The organism is Nonomuraea antimicrobica (assembly GCF_039536965.1).
Classification (GTDB): domain Bacteria; phylum Actinomycetota; class Actinomycetes; order Streptosporangiales; family Streptosporangiaceae; genus Nonomuraea; species Nonomuraea antimicrobica.
On the sequence record NZ_BAAAZP010000022.1, the window covers coordinates 1 to 24,012 of the forward strand.

General features: G+C 69.8%; 24 protein-coding genes. 17 read left to right on the forward strand and 7 right to left on the reverse strand.

Translation table 11 applies throughout. The features are described from left to right. The 3 genes from ABD844_RS07430 to ABD844_RS07440 all read left to right on the forward strand — a co-directional run. Positions 1-398: ComF family protein (locus tag ABD844_RS07430; RefSeq protein WP_344874314.1), on the forward strand; the 398-nt coding region annotated here is incomplete at its 5' end. Between the two features lie 627 nt (positions 399-1,025). Continuing rightward, the gene (gene hpf, locus ABD844_RS07435) at positions 1,026-1,694 is read left to right on the forward strand and encodes a ribosome hibernation-promoting factor, HPF/YfiA family (protein ID WP_344874316.1); all 669 of its coding nucleotides are present in this window, start codon (positions 1,026-1,028) and stop codon (positions 1,692-1,694) included. Between the two features lie 171 nt (positions 1,695-1,865). Beyond that, positions 1,866-2,564: a response regulator gene (locus tag ABD844_RS07440; protein WP_425568516.1), complete on the forward strand. Its 699-nt coding sequence runs from the start codon at positions 1,866-1,868 to the stop codon at positions 2,562-2,564. A gap of 271 nt (positions 2,565-2,835) precedes the next feature. Here the strand turns inward: ABD844_RS07440 and ABD844_RS07445 are convergent, their stop codons facing one another. Both ABD844_RS07445 and ABD844_RS07450 read right to left on the reverse strand, forming a co-directional pair. Continuing rightward, complete coding sequence (locus tag ABD844_RS07445; RefSeq protein ID WP_344874318.1) at positions 2,836-4,041, reverse strand: winged helix-turn-helix domain-containing protein; 1,206 nt, start codon at positions 4,039-4,041, stop codon at positions 2,836-2,838. Between the two features lie 381 nt (positions 4,042-4,422). Then, positions 4,423-4,683 (reverse strand): HGxxPAAW family protein, encoded by a 261-nt coding sequence (locus ABD844_RS07450; protein ID WP_344874320.1) that lies wholly within the window; start codon positions 4,681-4,683, stop codon positions 4,423-4,425. Between the two features lie 222 nt (positions 4,684-4,905). Between ABD844_RS07450 and secA the strand changes: the two genes are divergently transcribed. Further along, positions 4,906-7,695, forward strand: a complete 2,790-nt coding sequence (secA, locus tag ABD844_RS07455) for a preprotein translocase subunit SecA (protein ID WP_344874322.1) — start codon at positions 4,906-4,908, stop codon at positions 7,693-7,695. An 86-nt stretch (positions 7,696-7,781) separates the two neighbouring features. Here secA and ABD844_RS07460 read toward each other — a convergent pair whose 3' ends face one another. The 3 genes from ABD844_RS07460 to ABD844_RS07470 form a co-directional block, all read right to left on the reverse strand. Next, entirely contained in the window at positions 7,782-8,228 is a 447-nt protein-coding gene (locus ABD844_RS07460) for an Rv3235 family protein (protein ID WP_344874324.1), read from the reverse strand. A gap of 272 nt (positions 8,229-8,500) precedes the next feature. Then, positions 8,501-9,814 (reverse strand): PTS transporter subunit EIIC, encoded by a 1,314-nt coding sequence (locus ABD844_RS07465; RefSeq protein ID WP_344874326.1) that lies wholly within the window; start codon positions 9,812-9,814, stop codon positions 8,501-8,503. 138 nt (positions 9,815-9,952) lie between these two features. Next, complete coding sequence (locus ABD844_RS07470; protein WP_344874328.1) at positions 9,953-10,693, reverse strand: GntR family transcriptional regulator; 741 nt, start codon at positions 10,691-10,693, stop codon at positions 9,953-9,955. Positions 10,694-10,818: 125 nt separating this feature from the next. Between ABD844_RS07470 and ABD844_RS07475 the strand changes: the two genes are divergently transcribed. The 6 genes from ABD844_RS07475 (at position 10,819) to nagZ (ending at position 16,098) form a co-directional block, all read left to right on the forward strand. Next, positions 10,819-11,853, forward strand: a complete 1,035-nt coding sequence (locus tag ABD844_RS07475) for an SIS domain-containing protein (protein ID WP_344874330.1) — start codon at positions 10,819-10,821, stop codon at positions 11,851-11,853. A gap of 38 nt (positions 11,854-11,891) precedes the next feature. Continuing rightward, positions 11,892-12,128, forward strand: coding sequence for a PTS sugar transporter subunit IIB (locus ABD844_RS07480; RefSeq protein WP_344874332.1), 237 nt, complete (start codon positions 11,892-11,894; stop codon positions 12,126-12,128). Between the two features lie 10 nt (positions 12,129-12,138). Continuing rightward, on the forward strand, positions 12,139-12,585 hold the full coding sequence (locus ABD844_RS07485; RefSeq protein WP_344874334.1) for a PTS sugar transporter subunit IIA: 447 nt from the start codon (positions 12,139-12,141) through the stop codon (positions 12,583-12,585). Between the two features lie 158 nt (positions 12,586-12,743). After that, the gene (locus ABD844_RS07490) at positions 12,744-13,004 is read left to right on the forward strand and encodes an HPr family phosphocarrier protein (protein ID WP_344874336.1); all 261 of its coding nucleotides are present in this window, start codon (positions 12,744-12,746) and stop codon (positions 13,002-13,004) included. Further along, positions 13,001-14,668, forward strand: coding sequence for a phosphoenolpyruvate--protein phosphotransferase (gene ptsP, locus ABD844_RS07495; RefSeq protein WP_344874338.1), 1,668 nt, complete (start codon positions 13,001-13,003; stop codon positions 14,666-14,668). The genes ABD844_RS07490 and ptsP overlap by 4 nt, the downstream gene beginning before the upstream one ends. Positions 14,669-14,730: 62 nt before the next feature. Beyond that, positions 14,731-16,098, forward strand: a complete 1,368-nt coding sequence (gene nagZ, locus ABD844_RS07500; protein WP_344874339.1) for a beta-N-acetylhexosaminidase — start codon at positions 14,731-14,733, stop codon at positions 16,096-16,098. Between the two features lie 17 nt (positions 16,099-16,115). Here the strand turns inward: nagZ and ABD844_RS07505 are convergent, their stop codons facing one another. Then, positions 16,116-16,910: a F0F1 ATP synthase subunit A gene (locus tag ABD844_RS07505; protein WP_344874341.1), complete on the reverse strand. Its 795-nt coding sequence runs from the start codon at positions 16,908-16,910 to the stop codon at positions 16,116-16,118. Positions 16,911-17,051: 141 nt separating this feature from the next. Here ABD844_RS07505 and ABD844_RS07510 point away from each other — a divergent pair, with 141 nt between their 5' ends. The 5 genes from ABD844_RS07510 to ABD844_RS07530 all read left to right on the forward strand — a co-directional run bounded on the left by ABD844_RS07510 (position 17,052) and on the right by ABD844_RS07530 (position 20,413). Beyond that, positions 17,052-17,705: an HAD family hydrolase gene (locus ABD844_RS07510; RefSeq protein WP_344874343.1), complete on the forward strand. Its 654-nt coding sequence runs from the start codon at positions 17,052-17,054 to the stop codon at positions 17,703-17,705. Positions 17,706-17,811: 106 nt separating this feature from the next. Further along, a complete protein-coding gene (locus ABD844_RS07515; RefSeq protein ID WP_344874345.1) occupies positions 17,812-18,321 on the forward strand; it encodes a DUF6912 family protein in 510 nt (169 codons plus the stop codon). A gap of 148 nt (positions 18,322-18,469) precedes the next feature. Then, positions 18,470-18,880 (forward strand): DUF2690 domain-containing protein, encoded by a 411-nt coding sequence (locus ABD844_RS07520; RefSeq protein ID WP_344874347.1) that lies wholly within the window; start codon positions 18,470-18,472, stop codon positions 18,878-18,880. 79 nt (positions 18,881-18,959) lie between these two features. Further along, the gene (locus ABD844_RS07525) at positions 18,960-19,586 is read left to right on the forward strand and encodes an HAD family hydrolase (RefSeq protein ID WP_344874349.1); all 627 of its coding nucleotides are present in this window, start codon (positions 18,960-18,962) and stop codon (positions 19,584-19,586) included. A gap of 119 nt (positions 19,587-19,705) precedes the next feature. Beyond that, on the forward strand, positions 19,706-20,413 hold the full coding sequence (locus tag ABD844_RS07530) for an HAD family hydrolase (RefSeq protein WP_344874351.1): 708 nt from the start codon (positions 19,706-19,708) through the stop codon (positions 20,411-20,413). A 100-nt stretch (positions 20,414-20,513) separates the two neighbouring features. On the opposite strand, the gene ABD844_RS07535 is transcribed toward ABD844_RS07530, so the two are convergent. After that, positions 20,514-22,100: a penicillin-binding transpeptidase domain-containing protein gene (locus ABD844_RS07535; RefSeq protein WP_344874353.1), complete on the reverse strand. Its 1,587-nt coding sequence runs from the start codon at positions 22,098-22,100 to the stop codon at positions 20,514-20,516. 87 nt (positions 22,101-22,187) lie between these two features. Between ABD844_RS07535 and ABD844_RS07540 the strand changes: the two genes are divergently transcribed. Continuing rightward, complete coding sequence (locus ABD844_RS07540; protein WP_344874355.1) at positions 22,188-23,105, forward strand: LysR family transcriptional regulator; 918 nt, start codon at positions 22,188-22,190, stop codon at positions 23,103-23,105. Then, positions 23,102-23,959 carry a serine hydrolase gene (locus ABD844_RS07545; protein ID WP_344874357.1) on the forward strand — a complete coding sequence of 286 codons (858 nt, stop codon included), beginning with the start codon at positions 23,102-23,104 and terminating at the stop codon, positions 23,957-23,959. The genes ABD844_RS07540 and ABD844_RS07545 overlap by 4 nt, the downstream gene beginning before the upstream one ends. The last annotated feature ends 53 nt before the right edge of the window (positions 23,960-24,012 follow it).

The window sequence follows — 24,012 nt, forward strand, 5'->3', positions numbered from 1 at the left end:
CCGACGGCTGGGCGCGGTCGGGGTTCGCGGTGGTGCCGGTGCCGAGCACGCGGCGCAGCGCGCGGCAGCGGGGGCACGACCCCGTGGGGCTGCTGGCGGCACTGGTGTCCGGGCGGCTGCGGGCCGCCGGGCTGGCGGCGGAGGTGTGGACGGGGCTGGGGCAGTCGAGGCGGGTGGCCGACCAGGCGGGCCTGAGCCGCTCTGAGCGGTGCGCCAACCTCGCCGGGTCACTCCAGGTCGCCCGCGCGGCGAAAGGGCCTCCAGAGGGCTGTGCGCTGCTGGTGGACGACATCGTCACGACCGGCTCGACCCTCGCGGAGGCCGCCAGAGCGCTGCGCTCGGCCGGGGTGCGGGTGCCGCTGGCGGTGACCGCGGGCGCGACACGCCGAAGATCTTGAAAGTCATTACGGTGACGGTAGGTAAGGAAGATCCACATCGTGATACTCACCCGGGGGTCACATGTCACTTCCCTTGTGGCGGCGGCCTGGCTGCTCAGCGTACGGAGGTCCGGCACGCATATGGGTTGCCGATTGGTTAAACAGGGCATGGGAAGGCGCTTACCAACCCTGGGGAAATCACGGAAAGTGATCCTTTGGTCGGTCCCTCGGCTGACATTCGCCCTGGATGCGGATAGCGTTCTGACATGGCACCCGTTCGGGTCCGTGGTTGCGCAGGGTCGGTGTCCCCGGCTCTGCTAGCCGATGCCAGCCGCAGGCAAAACGGTCCACGTAAGGCGACTCTTTGTCGACCGATCACGGTGCGGCTTAGGGGTAAGTCCTGCCTTCCCGGGGGTCCGGATGTCCCCCGTCAGGAGAGAAGGGCAGTAGTGGCGACAGAGCTGCGAAACCCTCAGCAGGCGGATGTGGGGTCGAAGACCAGGTCGGCCGGGCGGGTGCCAGTCAAATTCCCGGTGACGCGGTGTCGGAAGAGGGTAACGGTGGCAGAAAGGCAGACAGAAGACCCCGTCCGACGCGCACGTCGTCGGGCGCTCTTGCTCAGTCGTTAGACCGAAGGGGGGCTGTTGCATGGACATCATCGTCAAGGGCCGGCACACAGGAGTGAGTGATCGGTTCCGAGACCAAGTGACGACCAAGCTGGCCAGGATCGAACGTCTGGACAACAAACTCATCCGAGTCGACGTGGAGGTGTCGAAAGAACGTAACCCGCGCCTCGCCGACCAGCGCGAGCGCGTCGAGCTCACCATTCACTCGCGAGGGCCGGCCATCCGCGCCGAGGCCTCGGCCGACGACCGATTCGCAGCCCTCGATCTCGCCCTCGACAAGCTGGAAGGCCGCCTCAGGCGGCTGGCGGACCGGCGCAAGGTCCATCACGGCAACCATGCCCCGCCCTCCGTGGCAGAGATCACCGCGACGCTGTCCGAGCCCGCCGATCTGGCGCCCCTCACGCAGACCTCCGTCCCCAAGCAGGCCGAACCCGACGAGGACGAGCTGCGGCAGAAGAGCGACCAGCTCTACGACGACATCGTCCCGATCGAGATGGACGGCGAAGGGCCGCTCATCGTGCGGGAGAAGTTCCACCGAGCCGAACCCATGACCATCGATCAGGCTCTGCTCGAGATGGAGCTGGTCGGGCACGACTTCTATCTGTTCCGTGACAAGGAGAGCGGCCAGCCGTGCGTCGTCTACAACAGACGCGGCTACAACTACGGCGTGCTACGGCTCGTAGAGCCCTGATCGCGCGCTAAAAGATCTTCTCGACCACCCGAGAACCGCGGGTACATGCCATCATGGCGGTTCGACGGCTCTGGCCCCCCGACGAGGAGGAGACGTGAGCGAGCTCAGTCAGGCGCAGGTGAGCGAGCGAAACGAGGGAAAGTCAGGCGCGAGGCGGATCGAGGAGGCCTCGTGACCGAGTCCGGCGAGGCCCGCCCGGAGGCGAGCGAGCCGATCCGTGTGATGATCGTCGACGATCACGAGCTGATCAGACGGAGCCTGGCGCTGGCGCTGGCTGCCGAGCCCGACATCGAGGTGGTAGGCGAGGCGAGCGACGGGCAGGAGGCGGTCGAACTGGCCGATCGCCTCATGCCCGACGTCGCGCTCATGGACGTGCGCATGCCCCGGCAGGACGGCATCGAGGCGACGAAGGGCATCAAGGCCTCGGTCCCGAGCACCCGCATCATCATGCTGACGGTGAGCGACGAGGAAGAAGACCTCTTCGAGGCCATCAAGGCGGGAGCCACCGGCTACCTGCTCAAGGACGTCCAGATCAACGACGTCCCCGCCGCGGTGCGCGGCGTGCACGAAGGCCAGTCGTTAATCAACCCGGCGATGGCGGCCAAGCTCATCAGCGAGTTCGCCAACATGAGCCGCAAGGAGGCCGAGCGTCCGCCCCAGCTTCCCGTCCCCCGTCTGACGGACCGGGAGATGGAGGTGCTGCGTCTGGTGGCCAAGGGCATGAACAACCGGGAGATCGCCAAGCAGCTCTTCATCTCCGAGAACACGGTGAAGAACCACGTGCGCAACATCCTCGACAAGCTCCAGCTCCATTCGAGGATGGAAGCCGTGGTGTACGCGGTGCGCGAGCGCATGCTCGAAATCACCTGACCCGCCCCCGATCCACTGGCCCGCCCCTGACCCGCCCCCGATCTACCGGCCCGCCCCTGACCCGCTCTCGCTGCTCCACCGGCCCGCCCCTGGTCTGGCATCCGCCGTGGCGTCCGGGTCGATGCGGAGTCGCCCAGACCGGGCGTTCGATGCGGAGTCGCCCGGACCGGGCGTGCCTGGTCGAGTCGCCCAGGGCGGGGGTGCGACTCGGGGTCGCTCAGCTCGCGGGGCGCGCCGGGTGAGACCGGGTGAGACCGTGGCGGCGGGCGGCTCAGGGGGTGTCGGGGCGGCGCGCGTTCAGGATCGGGAGCAGCTCGGGCGGGTCGGCGCGCTCGACGCGTACGGCGTCGCAGCCCACCCACTCGGCCGCCGACCACAGCGCATCGCGCAGCGCGTCGGCCCACTTGGCGGCCGACAGCCCCGGCTCCAGGCTGAGCTGCCTGGCCACCAGCGTCGAGCCCTCGCGCGCCGGGTCGACCCGCCCGATGAGCTGACCCCCGGCCAGCACCGGCATCGTGAAGTAGCCGTGCACGCGCTTGTGCTTGGGCACGTAGAGCTCAAGGGTGTACTTGAAGCCGAACACCCGCTCGGTGCGCCCCCGGTGCCAGATGAGCGAGTCGAACGGCGACACCAGTGTGGTGCGGTGGCGGCCGCGCGGCTCGGATGCCAGGGCGGCGGGGTCGGCCCACGCGCTGGCCGCCTCGCCCCTCTTGCGGGGCCAGCCGGAGACGGTCACGGGCGCCAGCCCCGCCGCGCCGCTGAGCAGGACCTCGTCGAGGATCTCCGCGTAGCGGCCCTTGAGCCGCAGGAAGTCGAGCAGGTCGGTGCGGCTGGCCACGCCGAGGGACCGCCCGGCGATCGAGGCCAGGCGCGTGACGCACTCCTCGTCGGACGGCTCCTCGCCCAGCAGACCGGCCGGGACCGCGCGCTCGGCCAGGTCGTAGACGCGCCGCCAGCCGACCCGGCGGCTGCACACCAGCTCACCGATGTCGAGCAGCCACTCCAGCCCGATCTTGGAGTCGGACCAGTCCCACCACGGGCCGCCGTTCTTGGCGCCGCCCACGTCGGAGGTGGTCAGCGGGCCCGACTCGCGGACCTGGTCGAGCAGCTTCTCCACGCCGTCGGGCACCTCGTGCCACCGGTGGCGCCGGTCGCGGAACGCCCGGCGGCGGAACGCGTAGAGCGGCCAGTGCTCGATCGGCAGGATGCAGGCGGCGTGGCACCAGTATTCGAAGCTCTTGGCCGGGTTGTGCCAGTAGGCGCGCTCGACCTGGGGACGGCCAACCGCGCCGAGGCGAGCGTAGGCGACCAGCTCGTGCGAGCGGGCCAGGACCGAGATCGTGTCGAGCTGCACGGCGCCCAGCCTGCGCAACATGGCGTGCGCTCCGCCCTTGCGCGAGTCGGCGCCGATCAGGCCCTGCGAGCGCAGGATGATCCGGCGCGCCTCGTCGGGGGTCAGGTGGGTCGCGACGGTCATGTCTGCGAATGCGTACGGCGATGCATGCGAGCAATCTAGCGGCGGCCACCGACAGAATCGCCCGCCCGCCGAACGGCTCCGGGAAATCCGCGACACTCGGGAGACACGACATGACACGACATGCGAGAGAGACATGCGAGAGACACGACACGCGGGAGAATCGCGACAACCGTCACCGGCGCAACCCGAGCCACAATGCGATGGGCAAGATCAATAAGCGCGAGAGATCAATTGCGACGCGCGGGACCGTAACGTCACGACACGCGCGGGATCCGCGACGAGGTCACGCGGGATCGATGCGGGATCAGCATGGAAACGGCATGGATACGGCATGGAAACGGCGGGTCACCCAGGGGTGGGCGCCCGCCGGTGGAGCGTGTTTCAGCGGTGATCCTCAGCGTGCATGCCCACGCGGGGAGCGTCGATCACGACGTCGGTGAAGATGTCGAAGACGAGGGCGAGGATGCCGCCGACGACGAACACCCCGGTGCCGATCCACACGAGCGTCCAGTTGTCGGCCGTCAACCCGAAGCCGGCCACGACGGTTCCCACCAGCATCACCGTCACCGCGAGCCACGAGGACGGACGCCCGCCGTGGCTGCCGAGATTCTCCGTATGCTCCGACTTCTTCCCCTCAACCATGACTAATCCTTCCTTTGCCGGATATCCCGCATTTGGTGCGAGCCGGCTCTCAACCGGCATACCCTCTGCCTTGACCCATTCTCCCAGACAGGTTCGGCGCCCTCGTCGTCACGGTGGCTGTGTCTGGTTGCGGAACCGCCTACGATGGCTACGGGGAAGTTTGTCTCGGCCTCTCCTCCTGGCGGCGCCGCCGGGGTAGACCTGCGAGGAGCTTTACATAAAGTGGCAGCCATTCTCGACAAGATCCTACGTGCCGGCGAAGGCAAGATCCTGCGCAAGCTCAAGCGGATCGCAGACCAGGTCAACTCCATCGAGGACGACTTCACGAGCCTGTCCGACGCGGAGTTGCGTGCGCTGACGGACGAATTCAAGCAGCGCCATGCTGACGGCGAAACCCTCGACGATCTGCTTCCCGAGGCGTTCGCGGCCGTGCGCGAGGCGTCCCGCCGCGTGCTCGGCCAGCGGCCCTACGACGTGCAGATCATGGGCGGCGCCAACCTCCACCTGGGCAACATCTCGGAGATGAAGACCGGTGAGGGCAAGACGCTGACCTGCACGCTGCCGTCCTACCTCAACGCGATCGCCGGCAAGGGCGTGCACGTCGTCACCGTCAACGACTACCTCGCCAAGCGCGACGCCGAGACCATGGGGCGCATCCACCGCTTCCTCGGCATGGAGGTCGGCTGCATCGTCGCCGGCCAGCAGCCCGACGAGCGCGCCAAGCAATACCAGGCCGACATCACCTACGGCACCAACAACGAGTTCGGCTTCGACTACCTGCGCGACAACATGGCCTGGTCGCTCGAGGAGTGCGTGCAGCGCGGCCACTTCTTCGCGATCGTCGACGAGGTCGACTCGATCCTCATCGACGAGGCCCGCACGCCGCTGATCATCTCCGGCCCCGGCGAGCAGTCGGGCAAGTGGTACACCGAGTTCGCCAAGATCGTGCCCCGCCTGCGCAGGGGCGTCGAGGCGAAGAACCCGGGCGAGGAGAGCACCGGCGACTACATCGTCGACGAGAAGAAGCGCACGGTCGGCATCCTGGAGTCGGGCGTCGAGAAGGTCGAGGACTGGCTCGGCATCGACAACCTGTACAAGCCGGAGCACACCCACCTCGTGGGCTTCCTGAACAACGCGCTCAAGGCGAAAGAGCTGTTCAAGAAGGACAAAGACTACATCGTCGCCGACGGCGAGGTCCTGATCGTCGACGAGTTCACCGGCCGCATCCTGCACGGCCGCCGCTACAACGAGGGCATGCACCAGGCCATCGAGGCCAAGGAGAGCGTGAAGATCAAGGACGAGAACCAAACCCTCGCCACGGTCACCCTCCAGAACTACTTCCGCCTCTACGGCAAGCTGTCCGGGATGACCGGCACGGCGGTGACCGAGGCCAACGAGTTCAACAAGACGTACAAGCTCAACGTGGTCCCGATCCCGACCAACCGGCCGATGATCCGCAAAGACCAGGCCGACGTGGTCTACAAGACCGAGGACGCCAAGTTCGACGCGGTGGTCGAGGACATCAAGGAGCGCTACGAGGCCGGGCAGCCGGTGCTCGTCGGCACCACCTCGGTGGCCAAGTCCGAGCGGCTGTCCAAGGCGCTCAAGCGGCGCGGCGTGCCGCACGAGGTGCTCAACGCGAAGAACCACGAGCGTGAGGCGTCGATCATCGCCGAGGCGGGCCGCAAGGGCGCCGTCACCGTCGCCACCAACATGGCCGGTCGAGGCACCGACATCATGCTCGGCGGCAACTCCGAGTTCCGCGCCGACCAGGAGCTGCGCCAGCGCGGCCTCGACCCGGTCGAGACCCCGGAGGAATACGAGAAGGCCTACCCCGAGGCGCTGGAGAAGGCCAGGGCGGCGGCCAAGGCCGAGCACGACGAGGTCACCACGCTCGGCGGCCTCTACGTCCTGGGCACCGAGCGGCACGAGTCGCGCCGCATCGACAACCAGTTGCGCGGTCGTTCCGGCCGTCAGGGCGACCCCGGCGAGTCGCGCTTCTACCTGTCGCTCGGCGACGACCTGATGCGCCTGTTCAACTCGGCCAGGGTCGAGATGATCATGACGCGGCTCAACATCCCCGACGACCAGCCGATCGAGTCCGGCATCGTCTCCAAGGCCATCGCCTCCGCCCAGCACCAGGTCGAGCAGCAGAACTTCGAGATCCGCAAGGAAGTTCTGAAGTACGACGAGGTGATGAACCGCCAGCGCAAGGTCATCTACGCCGAGCGCCTGCGCGTCCTGGAGGGCGCCGACCTGCACGAGCAGGTGCGCGGCTTCGTCGGCGAGGTGATCGGCGGCTACGTCCAGGGCGCCACGTCCGAGGGCTTCGCCGAGGAGTGGGACCTCGACAAGCTGTGGAAGGCGTTCGGCGAGCTCTACCCGGTGTCGGTCAGGATCGAAGACCTCATCGAGGAGGCCGGCAACCGCGAGGAGCTGACCGCCGAGCTGATCAGCGAGAAGGTCAAGGCCGACGCGCTGGCCGCGTACGACCGGCGCGAGGCGGAGTTCGGCCCGGAGACCATGCGCGACCTGGAGCGCCGGGTGATCCTCTCGGTGCTCGACCGCAAGTGGCGCGAGCACCTCTACGAGATGGACTACCTGCGCGAGGGCATCGGCATGCGGGCCTACGCGCAGAAGGACCCGCAGATCGAGTACCAGCGCGAGGGCTTCGAGATGTTCGCCGGGATGCTCGAGGGCATCAAGGAGGACTCCGTCGGCTTCCTGTTCAACCTCGAGGTCGAGGTGCAGGAAAACCCGATCGTCGAGGAGGAGGACGCGGCCATCGCGGAGACCCGCTCGATCATCGCGCGCGGGCTGCGCGGGCCGGAGCGGCCGACCGAGCTCGAATACTCGGCGCCCGGTGAGCAGGGCGAGGTCGAGCACACCCGGGTGCGTACGACCCCGGCGGAGCGGGCGGCGTACGGGAACGTGGAGCGCAACGCGCCTTGCCCGTGTGGGTCGGGCAAGAAGTACAAGCGCTGCCACGGAGACCCGAAGAACGCGGCCTGACGCCCTTCTCGGTTCTTGCCGAAGACCCCCGCTTTCCCCCTTTCCCGGGGAGGTGGGGGTCTTTCTTTGCCGCCGGATCCCGCCGGTCACGCCGTTTCGAAATCGGTGCACAGCCATTGCACGCCGCGGCGTTCCAGGCGTACGGCTAGGACGTGGTCGCGGTCGCCGCAATGGACCAGGGCGCACATTTCTATGACGCCGTCGCGGGGCTCCTTTATGTGGACGCCGCCCGCGAACGGCGGCCGGCTGGCGTGGATCATCCGGCCCGCGCGTACGAGGTCGCGGTAGGCGCGGTCGGTGAGCCGGTCGGCCACGGTCTCGGGCGGACGGCGCCCCGCCAGCACCTCCGCCAGGGCCTGGACGAGGTGGCGCAGCTTGCGCTCGTCGGGCAGGGCGCCCGCCGGGCCCCACACGAGGGAGCCCGGGGCCAGGGCCAGGGCGCCGTGGGTGCGCGGGCTCTCCGCCGCCGCCCGGATCTCGGGGTGGGGAGGCTCGGGGGCGGGGGTAACGTCGACGCGGGGTGCTCGGGGCACGTCGAATCTCCAATTCGAGGGTGGAAAAAAGAATCGCTATAAGGAGTTTTCGGTCTGGCGTAGAAATACAAAGCGCGCCAACTTCTTGACCGTGGGCCGGGGTTTGCCCGTTTATGCGGCGGGGTTTGACCGAAGTTGGATGGGGTTCGGGGATGTTATGGGCGCGGTCAGGAGGCTTACGGGCTGTCCCAAACCTTGGGGGACAGGCGGTCATCAGCTTTGGGTAACGCCGCTTTCCTGATCGGCGGGTCAGGCCGGGGCCGGGCGCGTGGTCAGGTTTCGCCCGAGTCGACGTCGGGCTCCGGTTCGCGGCCGGGCGTCATGATGTCGAGCCTGCGGATCAGGAACGTGAACACGACGTAGTAGACCACTCCGTAGATCACGCCCAGGATCAGGATGCCGGGCAGGTTCTGGGTGTTGGACTTGCTGGCGTTCAGGAGCAGGTCGAGCAGCCCTGCGGAGAAGCCGAAGCCGAGCTGGCCGCCGATCAGCGTGGTCAGGGCCATCGCCAGGCCCGTCAGCAGCGCGTGCACCACCAGCAGCAGCGGCGCCACGAAGATGAAGGCGAACTCGATCGGCTCGGTCACCCCCGTGACGAACGACGCCAGCGCCGCCGACAGCATGATGCCGCCCACGGTCGCGCGCCGGGGCTTGGGCACCGCCCGCCACATGGCCAGCGCGGCGGCCGGCAGGGCGAACATCATGATCGGGAAGAACCCGGCCATGAACTGGCCGGCGTGCGGGGCGCCGCCGAAGTAGCAGTTCCAGTCGCCGCCCAGCACCCGGCCGCCGACCTCGCACTGCGGCACCACGTACCAGACCACGGAGTTGGCGAAGTGGTGCAGGCCGAGCGGGATGAGCAGGCGGTTGATCACGCCGTAGATGCCGGTGCCGATCGGGCCGAGGGCGGCCAGGGCCTCGCCGGCGTGCCGGATCCACTCGCCGATCACCGGCCAGAGCCAGCCGAACGCCACGCCGATGAGCAGGGCCACGATGGAGGTGATGATGGGGACGAAACGCCGTCCGCCGAAGAACGCCAGCCACGACGGCAGCTTGATCCGGTAGAACCGCTGCCACAGGAGCGCGGTGACCAGACCGATGACGATGCCGCCGAGGACCTTGGTGGGGTTCTGCATCCCGTAGTTGATGATCTCTTTGACGCCCTCGGTCTGCTGTTCCTTGATGACGATGGTGTCCCTGATGTTCGAGCCGAAGAACATCACCTTCGTCACCCGGTCGAAGACCAGGTAGCCGACGACGGCGGCCAGCGCCGTGGAGCCGTCGGACTTGCGGGCGAAGCCGATGGCCACGCCCACGGCGAACAGCATCGGCAGGTTCTCGAACAACGCGGCCCCGGCGGCGGCCATCACCTCGGCCACCTGGTTCATCCAGGCCATCCCGGCCACGTCCGCGAGTCCGCCCGGCGCCGCGCCGTTCGAGCCGAGCATGTCCGGCTGGCCGAAGCGCAGCAGCAGGGCGGCCGCCGGCAGAGCGGCGATGGGCAGCATCAGGGAGCGGCCCAGCCGCTGGAGCACGGACATCACACGAGCGAGCGGCGAAGGGCGGGCGGCGGCGGTCTCGTTCACCGGGCGTTCCTCCGGGGCGTGTTGGTGCCGGGGCGTGCTGCTGGCGGGGTTCCTTCGAGGCGTGTCGGTGCCAGGGGATGGGCCGCTGGGGACCTCTGAGAGAGTCTGCCGTCCTGAAGGGGCCCGCAGGAGGCCGGGTCAGCCTCGTCTGGCGGGCATTTCGAGGAGCGTGCGGAGCTGGTAGCGGTCGGCGCGGTAGGTGGACACGCCCAGCTCTGCACAGACCCCGCCGGAGAAGGACCTGCGCTGCAACAGCAGCACGGCCCCGCCGCGAGGCAGCTTCAGCAGATCGGCGTCGCTGGGGTCGGCCAGGCCGCCGTCGATGGTCAGCTCGCCGGCGTCCATGACGAGCCCGTAGCGGCTCTCCAGCAGCTCGTACAGTGATTTTTCCGACAAATCATAGTCGGCCAGGTCCGGGGCGAGCTTGACCGGGATGTGGGCCCGTTCGATGGACAGCGGCTCGCCGTCGGCCGTGCGCAGCCGTTCGATGAAGTGCACCTCCTCGCCCGGCTGGATCCCCAGCTCCTTGGCCAGGTGGGCGCTGGCGCGCACGATCCGGCGGTCGAGGTCGCGCGAGCCCGGGATCATGCCGCGGGCCCGCATGTCGTCGGTGAACGACGTGAGCTGCAGGGCCAGCTCGATCTTGGGCCGGGCGACGAACGTCCCCTTGCCCGGTACGCGGTGCAGGCGGCCCTCGGACACGAGGTGGTCCACGGCCTGCCGTACGGTCATCCTGGACAGGCCGAAGCGCTGGCACAGCTCGCGCTCGGACGGGATGGCCGCCCCGATGCTGAGCTCGTCGCTGTCGATGAGGTCCAGCAGGATCTCGCGAAGCTGGAAGTATTTGGGCACCGGGCTGTCCGGATCGATGTGCGCCACGGATCCTCCCCTCGTCTCTACCTGGGCAATGAGTTATGGTTCGTACTGGTCTAGTCCGGACTAGACCACATGGCGTGAAAGACGGTCAAGTCCGAGCCCGGATTGAGTGAAGAGATGAGCCCAAGATGACCACGAAGATGCGCAGCGAGATCGCCGAGCAGCCGACCGCGTTGCGGGCCACGCTGGACTCCCTGCTCCCACAGGTCGGCGAGATCAGGGCGATCGGCGAGCAGACTCGCCAACTGCTGTTCATCGCCCGCGGCACCTCCGACAACGCAGCAGTGTACGGGCGTTACCTGGTCGAATCGCACGCCGGACGGCTGGCGGCACTGGCCGCGCCCTCGATCGCGACGACGTACAAGCGCCGTCTCGACCTTGACGGAGTGCTCGCCGTGGCCATCTCGCAGTCGGGCCGGACCGAGGAGATCGTCGAGACGCTCGCCTGGGCGAAGGACTGCGGGGCCAGGACCGTCGGCATCACCAACGGCGGCCCGGACAGCCCGCTGGCGCAGGCGGCCGACGTCGCCCTGTGCACGGTGGCGGGCGAGGAGAAGGCCGTCCCGGCGACGAAGACGTACACGACGCAGCTCGCCGCGCTGGCGGTGCTCGCGATCGGGCTGGGCGCGGACGTGGACGTGGCCGAGCTGCAGCGGGTGCCCGAGGCAGTGGAGAAGCTGATCGCGGAGCCGGGAGACCTGGAGGCCGTGGTCGAGGGGCTGCTCGACAAGCCGGGTGTGGTCGTCTCCGGGCGCGGCCTGGTGTTCTCGACGGCGCTGGAGACCGCGCTCAAGCTCAAGGAAGCCTGCTACCTGCACGCCATGGGCCTGTCGTACGCCGACCTGCTGCACGGCCCCATCGCCGTCGTGGACGCCGACACGCCCGCGCTGCTCGTGGCCTCGGAGAACAGCCCCACCCTGCAGGGCACCGTCGCGCTGGCCGAGCGGGTGGTCGCGGCGGGGGCGGCGGCGTACACGATCGGCGGCGGCGCCGCACTGGCCAGGGCGGGCACGGCCGCGCTGAACGGCCCCGACCTGCCCGAATGGGTGGCCCCGATGGGCCTGATCGTGCCCGGCCAGCTCCTCACTGAGACGCTGGCCCGCAGGCTCGGCATCGACCCCGACGCGCCGCGCGGTCTGAACAAGGTCACCCAGACCGACTGATCTAGCCTGGTCGGAGTGCGAACCCGAGGGAGGACCGGATGGCGGCGGACGTGAACGCGATCATCGCCGCGCTGGGCGGCGCCAAGAACATCATCGACATCGAACCCTGCATCACGCGGCTGCGTACGGAGGTGCGCGACGCGTCCAAGATCGATCAAACGGCGCTCAGGGCGGCCGGCGCGCATGGCGTGATGGCCACGGGGAACGTGGTCCAGGTGGTCGTCGGGCCGGAGGCGGACACCATAGCCAGCGACATCGAGGACATCATCGGCTGAGGGCGAGGCCATGACGACTGTTCTCGCCCCAATGGAGGGGGAGGCCGTGGGGCTGGCCGCCGTGCCCGACCCCGTCTTCTCGGCGGGCATGGTCGGGCCGGGAATGGCGATCGACCCGCTGAGAGGGCCGGGGAAGGCCGTGGCCCCCATAGCGGGAAAGATAATGAAGCTGCACCCGCACGCGTACGTCATCGTCGGCGACGACGGCCGGGGCGTGCTGGTGCACCTGGGCATCGACACGGTCCAGCTCAAGGGGCGGGGTTTCCAGCTCCTCGCGACGGAGGGCGACCGGGTCAGCGCCGGGCAGCCGGTCGTGGCCTGGGACCCCGCGGTCGTCGAGGCGGGCGGGCGCTCGCCGGTCTGCCCGGTCGTCGCGCTCGACGCCCTCTCCGCGGACGTGACGCGGGTGGTCGAGGGCGCGGTGCAGGCGGGGGACGAGCTGTTCACATGGGAATAGTGGTCATCCCGGCCGGATTGGACGGGGCGCCGGTCGTGGTCGGCGAATCGGCCGGACCCGCGACAATGGTCACGGTCGCCCTGTTCGGGGGCGATCGTCAGTCGTTGGCGTACGGAGGTCCGGCTGGTCTGGACCGGCAGACAAGGAGGAGCGGCAAGATGGGTGAGCGCAAGGTCACCGTGGCGGCGGAGGTGGGCCTGCACGCCCGGCCCGCGGCGACGTTCGTCCAGCGGGCCAAGCTGGCGCCGATGGACATCACGGTGGAGAAGCCCTACGGCGGTGGCCCGGTCAACGGCAAGAGCATTCTCGCGATCATGGCCCTCGACGTCAGGCAGGGCGAGACCGTGGTGATCTCCGCGGACGGCGACGGCTCGGAAGAGGTGCTCGACGAGCTGGCCGCGATCGCCGGCGCGCCATGAACCTGCGGGGGGTGGGGGTCAGCCCGGGAGTCGGGCACGGACCCTCTTTTGTGCTCACCGTCTCCGTGCCCGAACCCCCCGAGGGCGCCACGTACACCGGTGAGGCGGAGCAGGAGCAGGAGCGCGCGATGGCCGCGCTCAGGCAGGTCGCGGGCGAGCTGGAGGCCCGCGGCAACAGGGCGGGCGGCGAGGCCGAGGAGATACTCAAGGCCCAGGCGCTGATGGCCGAGGACCCCGGGCTGGTCGTGAAGGTGAGGTCGCTGATCGACCGCGGCCTGGCCGCGCCCAGGGCGGTCTTCGAGGCGTTCAACAAGTATCGGGACGTGCTGGCCGGCTCCGGCGGCTACCTGGGCGAGCGGGCCGCCGATCTGGACGACATCAGAGACCGCGTGATCGCGCTGCTCTACGGGCAGGCCATGCCGGGGTTGCCGGCGGCGCCCGAGCAGCCGTACGTGCTGGTCGCCAGGGATCTCGCGCCCGCCGACACCGCCCTGCTGTCCAAGGACGACGTCGTTGCGTTCGTCACCGAGGAGGGCGGCCCGACCAGCCACACCGCCATCATGGCCAGGGCGATGGGCGTGCCCGCCGTCGTGGCCTGTCAGGGCGCGACCGGCATCCCGCCGGGCGTCGAGGTGATGGTGGACGGCACCTCAGGCGACGTACGCGTGCGACCCCCCGAGTCCGACGTGGCCGACGCGGTCGGCGCCGCCTCGGCCAGGCTGGCCGCGCTCGCGTCGTGGACCGGCCCCGGCGTGACCGCCGACGGGCATCCGGTGCCGCTGCTGGCCAACATCGGCGGCCCCGCCGAACTCGTCGCCGCCGTGGCCGCAGGAGCCGAGGGCATCGGGCTCTACCGGACCGAGTTCCTCTTCCTCGGCCGGGCCGAGCCGCCCTCCGCCGAGGAGCAGCGGCGCGCGTACCAGGCGGCGCTGGACGCGTTCCCCGAGGGCAAGGTGGTGGTGCGGACGCTGGACGGCGGCGCGGACAAACCGCTGGCGTTCCTGCCCACGGCCGCCGAGCCGAACCCGGCGCTGGGCGAGCGCGGGCTGCGCAGGTTCAGGAGGTCGCCGGCGGTGATGGACGTCCAGTTGGGCGCGCTGGCCGCGCTGGCCTCGGACCGGCTGAGCGTGATGGCGCCGATGGTGGCCACGTGCGAGGAGGCCGCCTGGTTCGCCAGGGAGTGCGGGGAGAAGGGGCTGATGGACGTCGGCGTGATGATCGAGATCCCGTCGGCCGCGCTGCGCGCCGCGGACGTGCTGGCCAGGGTGGACTTCGTCTCCGTCGGCACCAACGACCTCAGCCAGTACGCCTTCGCCGCCGACCGGCAGCTCGGGGCCGTCAGCGCGCTGCACGACCCCTGGCAGCCGGGGCTGCTCGACCTGGTCGCCCTGGTCGGTGACGCGGCGGCGCAGGCGGGCAAGCCCTGCGGGGTCTGCGGTGAGTCGGCCGCGGACGCGGCGCTGGCCTGCGTGCTGGTCGGTCTCGGGGCCTCGACGCTGTCCATGGCGCCGTCCGCGCTGGCCGCCGTACGGGCCGGGCTGGCCGCGCACACGCTGGAACAGTGCCGGACGGCGGCGCGGGTCGCGCGGGCCCAGTCGGGGGCGGACGAGGCGCGTGCGGCGGCCCGCGTTCACCTGCCGGGACTGGCCGGTCTGGGGCTGTAGCCGGGATCGGATTCGGCAATTGGGGGGCCCAGGCGCGTCGTCGTATGGATACCTTGGTGGGCATGCTTCGACGGTTCGGAACGACAGGGCTCCTGATGATCGCGCTCACGGCGTGCGGCGGTGGCGGCTCTGCGGGGGCGACGCCGACCGGAGGCAAGGCCGCCTCGCCCGCGCAGTCGGGTCCCGCCGAAACCGGGCCCGCGGAGAGCGGCTCCTCGGAGACGGGTTCCTCTGAGACCGGGTCCTCTGAAACCGGGTCCACGGAGACGGGGCCCAAGAGCGCGGGCTCCACGCAGAGCGCGGTCCAGCGGGTGTTGTCCAGGATGAGCGTCGAGGAGAAGGTCGGCCAGCTCTTCATGCCCGTCCTGTACGGCACCGCCGCCGACACGGTCTCCGGCGAGAACCAGGCCCGCTACGCCGCCCAGACCCCGGCCAAGGTGATCGGCAAATACCACCTGGGCGGCGTGATCCTCTTCCCGCACAACGTCAAGAGCGTCGGCCAGGTCGTCGGGCTCACCAACGGCATGCAGCGGGCCTCCAAGGACGTCCCCTTATTGATCGGCACCGACCAGGAGAACGGCCTGGTGTCCAGGATGTCCGCCCTCATGACCGACTTCCCCGGCGCGTCCGAGATCGGTGCCACGAAGGACACCGGCCTGTCGCGGGCCGTGGCCGAGGCGACCGGTGCGGAGCTGCGCGCGCTCGGCGTCAACATCGACTTCGCCCCCGTCGCCGACGTGAACGTCAACCCGCGCAACCCCGTCATCGGCCGCCGGGCGTTCGGCAACGACCCGCAGCGGGTGGCGAAGATGGTCGAGGCGGCCGTCAAGGGCTTCGACGACGCGAAGGTCGCCGCCACCGTCAAGCACTTCCCCGGGCACGGTGACACGTCCGTCGACAGCCACACGGGGCTGCCGGTGATCAAGCACACGAAGGCCCAGTGGGAGCGGATCGACGCACCGCCGTTCAGGGCCGCCATCGAGGCGGGGGTGGACGCGGTGATGAGCGCCCACCTCGTCTTCCCCAAGCTCGACCCCTCGGGCGACCCCGCGACGCTGTCCAAGCCCATCCTGACCGGCCTGCTCAGGGAGAAGCTCGGCTTCCAGGGCGTGGTCTCCACCGACGCGCTCAACATGGCCGGGGTCAGGAAGAAGTACAACGACGGGGAGGTCGCGGTACGCGCCGTCCTGGCCGGGGCCGACCTGCTGCTCATGCCGAACGACCTGCCCAAGGCGTACCGGGCGGTGCTGGGGGCGGTGGAGTCGGGCCGCATCTCGAAGCAGCGCCTCGACCAGTCGGTCACCCGGCTGCTCACGCTCAAGCAGAACCGGGGCCTGCTGACCGAGGCGCCCGTGGCCTCGGCGGCCGAGGCGGCCGACGTGCTGCGCTCACCGGAGCACCGCAGGCTGGCCGCCCGCGCCGGGGGTTAGCTCTGCTGCGCGGGGGGTCAGTGCGCGCCGCGCAGCCCGCCGGCGATGAACATCCCGGCCAGCATGGCGAACAGGAACGCCTGAAGGAACTGGACGAAGATCTCGAACGCGGTCATCACGATCGCCATCAGCACGCCGAGCACGCCCAGCCCCGCACCCAGCGGGGTGAGCCGCTCGAACAGGAACCAGAAGCCCACCGAGCTGAAGAAGGCCACGAGGACGTGACCGGCGAACATGTTCGCGAACAGCCGGATGAAGTGGGTGAACAACGAGGTGATGAAGACCTCGGCGAGGATCATCGGGGCGTAGAGCCCGTAGGCCCAGCCGGGTAGGCCCGGCAGGTGCACGATGCCCCGCAGATAGCCGCGTACGCCGTGGTGACGGACGCCGAGGTAGAGCTTGATGCCGTACACGCTGAGCGCCAGCACCAGCGGGAAGGCGATGTGGGCCGCCACGGGGAACTGGATGAACGGGAAGGTGCCCATCAGGTTCCAGACGAGCACGGTGCAGAAGATCGTCAGGAGCAGGCCCATCCAGCGGTCGGCGTCCTTGCCGAGGCTGGGTCTGGCGATCTGGTCGCGTACGAAGAGGTAGACGTACTCGCCGATGCTCTGCCAGCCCCGTGGCACGATCTTCGGCCTGGCGAACGCGGCCCAGCACACGGCGATGACGATGACCGAGCTGAGCAGGGCGAGCAGGACCGGTTTGGTGAGCCAGTAAGGCCCGCCGGGAATGAGGGGAGCGAATTGGAAGAGTTCGAGGCCCGGGGCGGTCCACTCTTCGGGGGAGGTGATCAGGATCGTCGTCCGCACGGCGGTCCCTTCTGGGTAGCGATTCACCCTGGAAAAGCACCATAGCCGGGCATTTCGGACATCCGTTTACGTGGTTTATATCCGGCAATTTGCGGGCGTGTCACGGCAAAAGCCGCTTCCGTGACGTTCTACTCTGGAGCGATGGTTACGGGTGTGCTCATCGACTGGGGCGGGGTGCTGACGACCAGCCTCTCCGACTCCATCGGGCGCTGGATCGCCGCAGACAGGATCGACGCCGACCGCTACTACGCCGTCATGGGCGAGCTGATCGACCACGCCTACCGGGGAGGCGACGGCGAGAGCTCCATCCACGCCCTGGAAAGGGGCGAGCTCGACGGGGCCGACTTCGAGCGCGACCTCGCCGCCCGGCTGCTGACCCTGGACGGGGCGCCGCCGGTGGCCGAGGGGCTGCTGGAGCGCATGTTCGCGGGCTTCGAGCGGGTCGACACCATGTACGACATGCTGCGCGACGTACGGGCCGGCGGCGTGAAGACCTGCCTGCTGTCCAACTCCTGGTCCAACACCTACCCCAGGGACGGCTGGGACGAGCTGTTCGACGCGGTGGTGATCTCCGGCGAGGTCGGCATGCGCAAGCCCGAGGAGCGCATCTACCTGCACGCGCTCGACCTGCTCGGGCTCTCCGGCGAGGAGTGCGTGTTCATCGACGACATCGAGGCCAACATCGACGCCGCCCGCGCGCTCGGCATCACCGGCATCCACCATCGCGACGCGGACACGACGCTCGCCCAGCTCGAACCCGTCCTGCGGCTCACCCTGCGCGGAACGGGCCTGTAACAGCCCGGTCGCCCCGCTCATGACCAGGGACTATGAGTAAGGTGGGCGATCAGGTGAGGCAGGTTTCTCCCCTGGCAGAGCCCTGGCACGTTTGGAAAGGTTCGTCATGCGCGTCTACTTGCCGTGCACTCTTCCGGCCCTGGCCTCGGCCGTCGAGGCAGGGGAGCTGGGCCCCGCCCCGCTGACCGGCTACGCGGTGACCCCCGCGCTGATCGAGTGGTACGCCTCGGGCGACACCGAGGAGCTCGAATACGTCGCGCTCACCGAGGCGGCTCGCGCCTCCCTGCGGATGCTGGCCGCGGGCCGCGCCGACGGCGTCGAGGCCGCCGCCCGGCGCGTCGTCGTCGCGGCCGAGGTGCCGGAGCGGTCGGCCACCGCGGGCGTCGACCTGGCCGAACGCGCCAGGGTGCACATCGCGGAGCCGATCCCGATGGCCAAGGTGGCCTCGGTGCACATCGACGACCAGTACGCGATCCCCGACATCGAGGCCGCGGTCGCCGCGCTGCCCGCCGCCGACGAGGGTGACGCCGATGCCCGGTTCACCGTCGACGGCGCCGAGGCCCACGAGCTGATGTGGTTCGCGACCCAGGAGATCCCCGATCTGTTCGGTTCGTGATGATCTACACCGATAACGGTACGATCACGCAAATCGCGCTTCCTCGGCTGCGTGGGGCCGTGCGTCGCTAGGTTCCGACTGCACAATTCATGACTGAAGGAGTCGGTTCCACGTGAAGCGTTTAGTCTTGGCCGTTGCCATCGGGGCCTTGGCCATCTTCGCTGGCTCTCCCGCGTACGCTCAGGCCGCCCCGAGCCGGTACGACCACAAGGACCCCTACCGGTCGGGCTGTGGCAACGCGGCCCGCGTCGTCAAGAGCGCCAACATCAACGGCAGGGTGGACGGCGTCGTGGGCACGATCAAGCTCATGTGGTCCGGCAAGTGCCAGACCAACTGGACCGAGGTCAAGGTCGCCACGTCCATGCGCGGCATCGTCCACATCTACACCGCGGACGGCAGGAACGGCTCGTTCCGGTTCAAGGCCGGCAACGGCGGCCGGCACTGGGGCGACATGCTCGGAGCCAAGAACATGTGCGCCTGGGGCGGCGTCTCGGTGCAGTGGGGCACCGGCGCCGGCGGCCAGAACGGCCAGGGCACCACGGCCAAGGCCTGCGACTGACGCCGCGGGGGCCGTGGCCGTCCGGTCGCGGCCCCCCGTTCATCGAGATGTCACACCGGCCGATTAGGCTTGGCTCGACATGACAAAGCACATCATCTGGGATTGGAACGGCACGCTCTTCCACGACATCGACGCCGTGGTCGGAGCCACCAACGAGATCTTCAAGCCGTACGAGCTTCCCGAGCTGACCGCGGACGGTTTCCGCGCGGTCTACACCCGCCCCATCTGGGTCGCCTACGAGCGCCTGCTCGGCCGCGCACTCGGCGAGGGCGAGTGGCAGCTCCTCGACGACGGGTTCCACGAGCACTACTACCGGCTGAGCGAGGTGTGCCTGCTGGCGCCCGACGCCGAGCGCGCGCTCACCGACTGGACGGGCACCCAGTCGCTCTGCTCGATGGCGCCGCACACGCACCTGGTGCCGAAGGTCGACTCGTTCGGCATCACGCGGCACTTCACCCGGGTCGACGGGCTGGTCGGCGCCACCGGCGGCGAGAAGGCCACGCACATGAGCGCGCACATCGCGGCCATCGGCGTCGACCCCGGCGAGATCCTGGTGATCGGCGACAGCGTGGACGACGGGCTCGCGGCCCGGCACGTGGGCGCCAAGGCGGTGCTCTACACGGGTGGCATGACCACCAGGGCGGAGCTGGAGGAGACAGGGCTGCCGGTGGTCGACCGGCTGGCCGACGCCCTCGACCACGCCTGATCGTCCCCTGGTCCTCTTCGCGTGCCTGATCATGCTTAAATCGCTCAGGCACGCACCCCGACAGCGGCGGCGGCCGTACCCTTGCAGGGATCCCTCAGGAGGCTGCCATCAACCGCCTTGTGCTCTGGAACGTCGATCTGACCCTGGTCGACGTGACCATCGTGACCAGAGACGCCTACGCCGAGGCGTTCCGCGCAGTGACCGGGCGTCCGCTGGTCAAGCTCGTGCCCCCGCAGGGGCGGCCCGACTCCGAGATCGTCTTCGAGACGCTCGCCGTCAACGGCATCGTGGCCGAGGACGACCATCTGCCCAGGTTCCTGTCGGCGCTGGCCACGGCCTTCGCCGACCGGCGCGGGCGGCTGGCGAAGGAGGGGCGGATGATGCCGGGGGCCAAAGACGCGCTGAAGGCGGTGTCCCGGCTCGACGGCGTGGTGCAGACCGTGCTGACCGGGACGATCAAGAGCAACGCGGTGCACAAGCTGAAGGCGTTCGGCCTCGACAAGCACGTCGACTTCGAGCTCGGCGGCTATGGCGAGGAGGTCTACCCCAAGGCGACGTTGCTGCAGGTGGCGCAGTCGCGGGCCAAGCAGCGGCTGGGCACGGCCTTCACCGCGGCCAACACCGTCGTGATCGGCGACTCCACGCGCGACGTGCAGGCCGCCAAGATCGGCGGGGCGGCGATGATCGGGGTGGCCTCCGGGCGCTCCATGGCCTCGGAGCTGCGGGAGGCGGGGGCCGACCTGGTGCTGCCCGACCTGTCCAACGCCTCGGAGGTGGTGGCGGCGGTCGCGGGCCTGACCACGCCCCTCGATCGCAAGGCCGGCTGATCACCCCGACCCGCCGCACTCCGGCCGGGGTCACCCCGCCCCGGCCCGTCTCACCCCCGCTGGGGCCACCCGTCGGGGCCTGCCGTGGTCCCGCTGGGGCTCAGGAGAGGGCCTGGAGGAAGCGGGCGGCTATGGGGGCCGCCACGGCCGAACCGGCGCCGCCGCCCTCCACGATGACCGAGAAGGCCAGGTCACCCTTGTAGCCGATGAACCACGAGTGCGCGGGCGGCTCCTTGCCCGAGCCGTACTCCGCCGTGCCCGTCTTCCCCGCGGTGCCGGCCGGGAAGTTCACCCCGTGGGCCGTGCCGTCCGTGACGACGGCGGGCATGAGCCGGCGCAGGGCCTTCACCACGCCCTCCTCCAGCGGGCGCGGGTTGTCGGGCTGCCGGTTCGGGATCAGCTCGTCCTTGACCAGGTGGGGCGGGATCCACGCGCCGGAGGCGATGGCGGCGGCGACGGAGGCCATGTTGAGCGGGCTGGCCAGCACCCGGCCCTGCCCGATCGAGGCGGAGGCGAGGTCGGTGTCGTCCTTGGGGTCGGGGAACTCGGCGCGCACGGCCGGGACGCCGGGCGTGATCGCGGTGCCGAAGCCGAAGCTCCTGGCCACCTCGCCGAGCCGGCCGCCGTTCAGCTTGGCCACGCTCATCTCACCGAACGTGGTGTTGCACGAGTGCGCGAACGCGTCCCGGAACGACAGCGTCCCGAAGTCCTCGAAGCCCGCGTTGTGGAACGGGAACCCGCCGATGTTCTTCTCGGCCGGGCACGCGACCCGCTGGTCCGGCGCGACGCCGTCGGCGACCAGCGCGGAGGCGGTCACCACCTTGAACGTCGAGCCCGGCGGGTACTTGCCGAGCAGCGCCCGGTTGAACCCGCCCGGCGCGTTGACCACGGCCAGGATCTCGCCGGTCGAGGCCCGCAGCGCCACCAGGGAGACCGGCTTGTCCACGCCCTTGACCGCCTGCGCGCCCGCCTGGTGCACCTTGAGGTCGATCGTGGTCTGGACGGGCTCGACGCCGCCCGCAGGGTCGACGGTCTGCACGAGCCGGTCGCCCCGGTAGAGCCCGATGCCGGTACGGGTCTGCACGTCGAAGCGGTCGGGAAAGGTCTCCTTCATGCCCTCGACGAGCTGCTGCACCGAGCCGGGCGCGTCGGGGGTGTTGACCTGGGTGCCGTCGGCGGCCAGCACCTTCACCGGCGCGGTCTGCTCGGAGAAGATCCGCAGCGACAGGCCCTTCTTCAGCAGCGGGTGCATCGTCGCGGGGGTCCAGTCGACCTTCCAGGCGCCGCCGCGTTCGACGAGCTGGAGCCGGCCGCCGTCGTTCCAGTCGTGCCGCCCGCGCAGCTTCATCTGGAAGGACACCTTCCCGTCACTCGGCGCCCCCCCGAAGATCACTTCAGGGCGCCACCGGTAGAAGCTCGCCTCGGTGGCCTTGAGGTCGGAGAGGAAGCGGCGGTGCCGGCTCTCGAAGTCGGCGGGCGGGTCCACGACCAGGGCGCGCATCGCCGCGTAGTCCTGGGCGGACCAGGCCGCGAGGTACTTGTCGGCCGTCTCCTCGACCGAGCCGTCAGTACGCAGCGCCCAGGCGACGCCCCCCGCAGCGACGACCGGGACCAGGATCGCGGCCAGGATCCAGGGCCATCGCCTGCGACGACGCCTGCCGCAAATTCTCCCCGTTTGTGGTGCCATGCCGCAGAGGACACCAGAGCCGTGGCTCGTGTGTCCAATATTGATATGAGCGAGATCAAGATACATATCTGGATATAGTGGCTGGTCATGGACCTGGTCCGGCACCTTCGCTACTTCATCGTGGTCGCGGAGGAACTGCACTTCGGCAACGCGGCGATCCGGCTCGGCATGGCCCAGCCGCCGCTCAGCCAGCGCATCAAACGGCTGGAGGAGGAGCTGGGCGTGCGCCTGTTCGACCGCTCCGCCCGCCAGGTGCGCCTGACCGAGGCGGGCCGGCTGCTGCTGAGCGAGTCCCGCGAGATCGTGGCCAGGGTGGAGCGGCTGCACGAGATGGCCAGGCAGGGCCGGGGCGCGGTGCTGAAGGTGGGGGTCCCGCCCGACCTGGCCGCCGCCGTGCTCGCCGCCCTGGTCGCGGGCTTCCGCCAGACCCTCCCCGAGGTACGCCTCGCCCCCGCCGAGATCTGGACCGCCGACCAGGTGACGGCGCTGGCCGACGGCACCATCGACGTCGGGCTCGTCCGCCATCCGATCACCGCGCCCGGCCTGCGCTTCGGCCAGGTGCTCGTACAGGCCCAGGGCGTGCTGCTGGCCGCCGTCGACCCGCTGGCGAGCGTCGGCGAGGTGCACCTGGCCGACCTGGCGGGGCGCGACCTGATGATGCCGCCCAAGGAGGGCGAGCCGGGCTGGCACGCCGAGGTGCTGGCCGAGTGCCGCCGTGACGGGTTCGTCCCCGCGCAGGTGCACGAGGGCGTCGGGCTCGGGCTGGTGCTGGCGGGGGCGGCGGTGGTGTTCGGGCCGAGGACGGAGCTGCCGGGGCTGGTGTGGCGCCCGCTGCTAGGCTCGCCGATCACCAGCCGTGTCTCCACCGCCTGGCGTACGGAGACGGTTGCCGCCACGGAGTTCTCTGCCGTGGCCGTACGGACGTTGAAGGAGAGCGCCGGGATGACCGACGAAGGCGCCGCACCGGTGCGGCGGGTCAGCCGCAGGCCGGGGATGCTGGCATGAGCGAGCCCGCCTTCGACGTTCTGTTCCGGACGGCCGGGGTGACCGGCTGGCTCTACGCGGCCGACATCGACACCGGCCAGGAGGTCGGCCACGGCGCCGACGAGCCGCTGCCCACGGCCTCGATGTTCAAGGTGCCGCTGCTGGTCGAGCTGTGCCGGCAGGCCGACACGGGGGGGCTCGACCCCATGGGCCGGGTGACCGTGCCGGCCGCCGGGCGGATCGCCGGGCCGACGGGGATCTCGGGGATGCTCGACGACGTGACGATCTCGCTGCGCGACCTGGCGTACCTGATGATCGCGGTCAGCGACAACACCTCCGCGGACACGCTGCTGGAGCTGGTCGGGTGCGACGCGGTCAACTGCATGCTCGACTCGTTCGGGCTGGCGGGCACGCGGGTCGTGCAGGGGGCGGGCGAGGGCAACGAGAGCATGCGCGCCGACACCGGGCACGCGTGGCCGTACCTCGATCCCGCCGACATCGCCCGGCTGAGCGTGCTCGACCCCGCGCGGACCAACCGCAGCACCCCGCGCGAGATGGTCCGGCTGTTCGAGCTGATCTGGCGGGACCAGGCGGCCTCCGTGGAGTCGTGCGCGTGGATGCGGGCCGTGCTCAACATGCAGGTGTGGCCGCACCGGCTGGCCAGCGGCTTCCCGTACGACGACGTGGCCGTGAGCGGCAAGACCGGCACGTACCCGACCCTGCGCTGCGAGTCGGGGGTCGTCGAGTACCCCGACGGCGGCCGGTACGCGGTGTCGGTCTTCACCCGCTCGTTCAGCACCGCGCTCATCCAGCCGCGCGCCGACGCGGTGATCGGCACGGCCGCGCGTATGGCGGTGGACCACCTACGGAGGTAACAAGTTATGGGGAAGGCCGGGTATGACATTCCCCCGGACGGGCGACAGGATGG

Coding starts and splice junctions, on each gene's coding strand:
- hpf (WP_344874316.1), top strand. CDS start 1,026: ATGGACATCATCGTCAAGGGCCGGCACACAGGAGTGAGTGATCGGTTC.
- ABD844_RS07445 (WP_344874318.1), bottom strand. CDS start 4,041: ATGACCGTCGCGACCCACCTGACCCCCGACGAGGCGCGCCGGATCATC.
- ABD844_RS07450 (WP_344874320.1), bottom strand. CDS start 4,683: ATGGTTGAGGGGAAGAAGTCGGAGCATACGGAGAATCTCGGCAGCCAC.
- ABD844_RS07475 (WP_344874330.1), top strand. CDS start 10,819: ATGACCACGAAGATGCGCAGCGAGATCGCCGAGCAGCCGACCGCGTTG.
- ABD844_RS07480 (WP_344874332.1), top strand. CDS start 11,892: ATGGCGGCGGACGTGAACGCGATCATCGCCGCGCTGGGCGGCGCCAAG.
- ABD844_RS07485 (WP_344874334.1), top strand. CDS start 12,139: ATGACGACTGTTCTCGCCCCAATGGAGGGGGAGGCCGTGGGGCTGGCC.
- ABD844_RS07490 (WP_344874336.1), top strand. CDS start 12,744: ATGGGTGAGCGCAAGGTCACCGTGGCGGCGGAGGTGGGCCTGCACGCC.
- ptsP (WP_344874338.1), top strand. CDS start 13,001: ATGAACCTGCGGGGGGTGGGGGTCAGCCCGGGAGTCGGGCACGGACCC.
- nagZ (WP_344874339.1), top strand. CDS start 14,731: ATGCTTCGACGGTTCGGAACGACAGGGCTCCTGATGATCGCGCTCACG.
- ABD844_RS07510 (WP_344874343.1), top strand. CDS start 17,052: ATGGTTACGGGTGTGCTCATCGACTGGGGCGGGGTGCTGACGACCAGC.
- ABD844_RS07515 (WP_344874345.1), top strand. CDS start 17,812: ATGCGCGTCTACTTGCCGTGCACTCTTCCGGCCCTGGCCTCGGCCGTC.
- ABD844_RS07525 (WP_344874349.1), top strand. CDS start 18,960: ATGACAAAGCACATCATCTGGGATTGGAACGGCACGCTCTTCCACGAC.
- ABD844_RS07535 (WP_344874353.1), bottom strand. CDS start 22,100: ATGGCACCACAAACGGGGAGAATTTGCGGCAGGCGTCGTCGCAGGCGA.
- ABD844_RS07540 (WP_344874355.1), top strand. CDS start 22,188: ATGGACCTGGTCCGGCACCTTCGCTACTTCATCGTGGTCGCGGAGGAA.
- ABD844_RS07545 (WP_344874357.1), top strand. CDS start 23,102: ATGAGCGAGCCCGCCTTCGACGTTCTGTTCCGGACGGCCGGGGTGACC.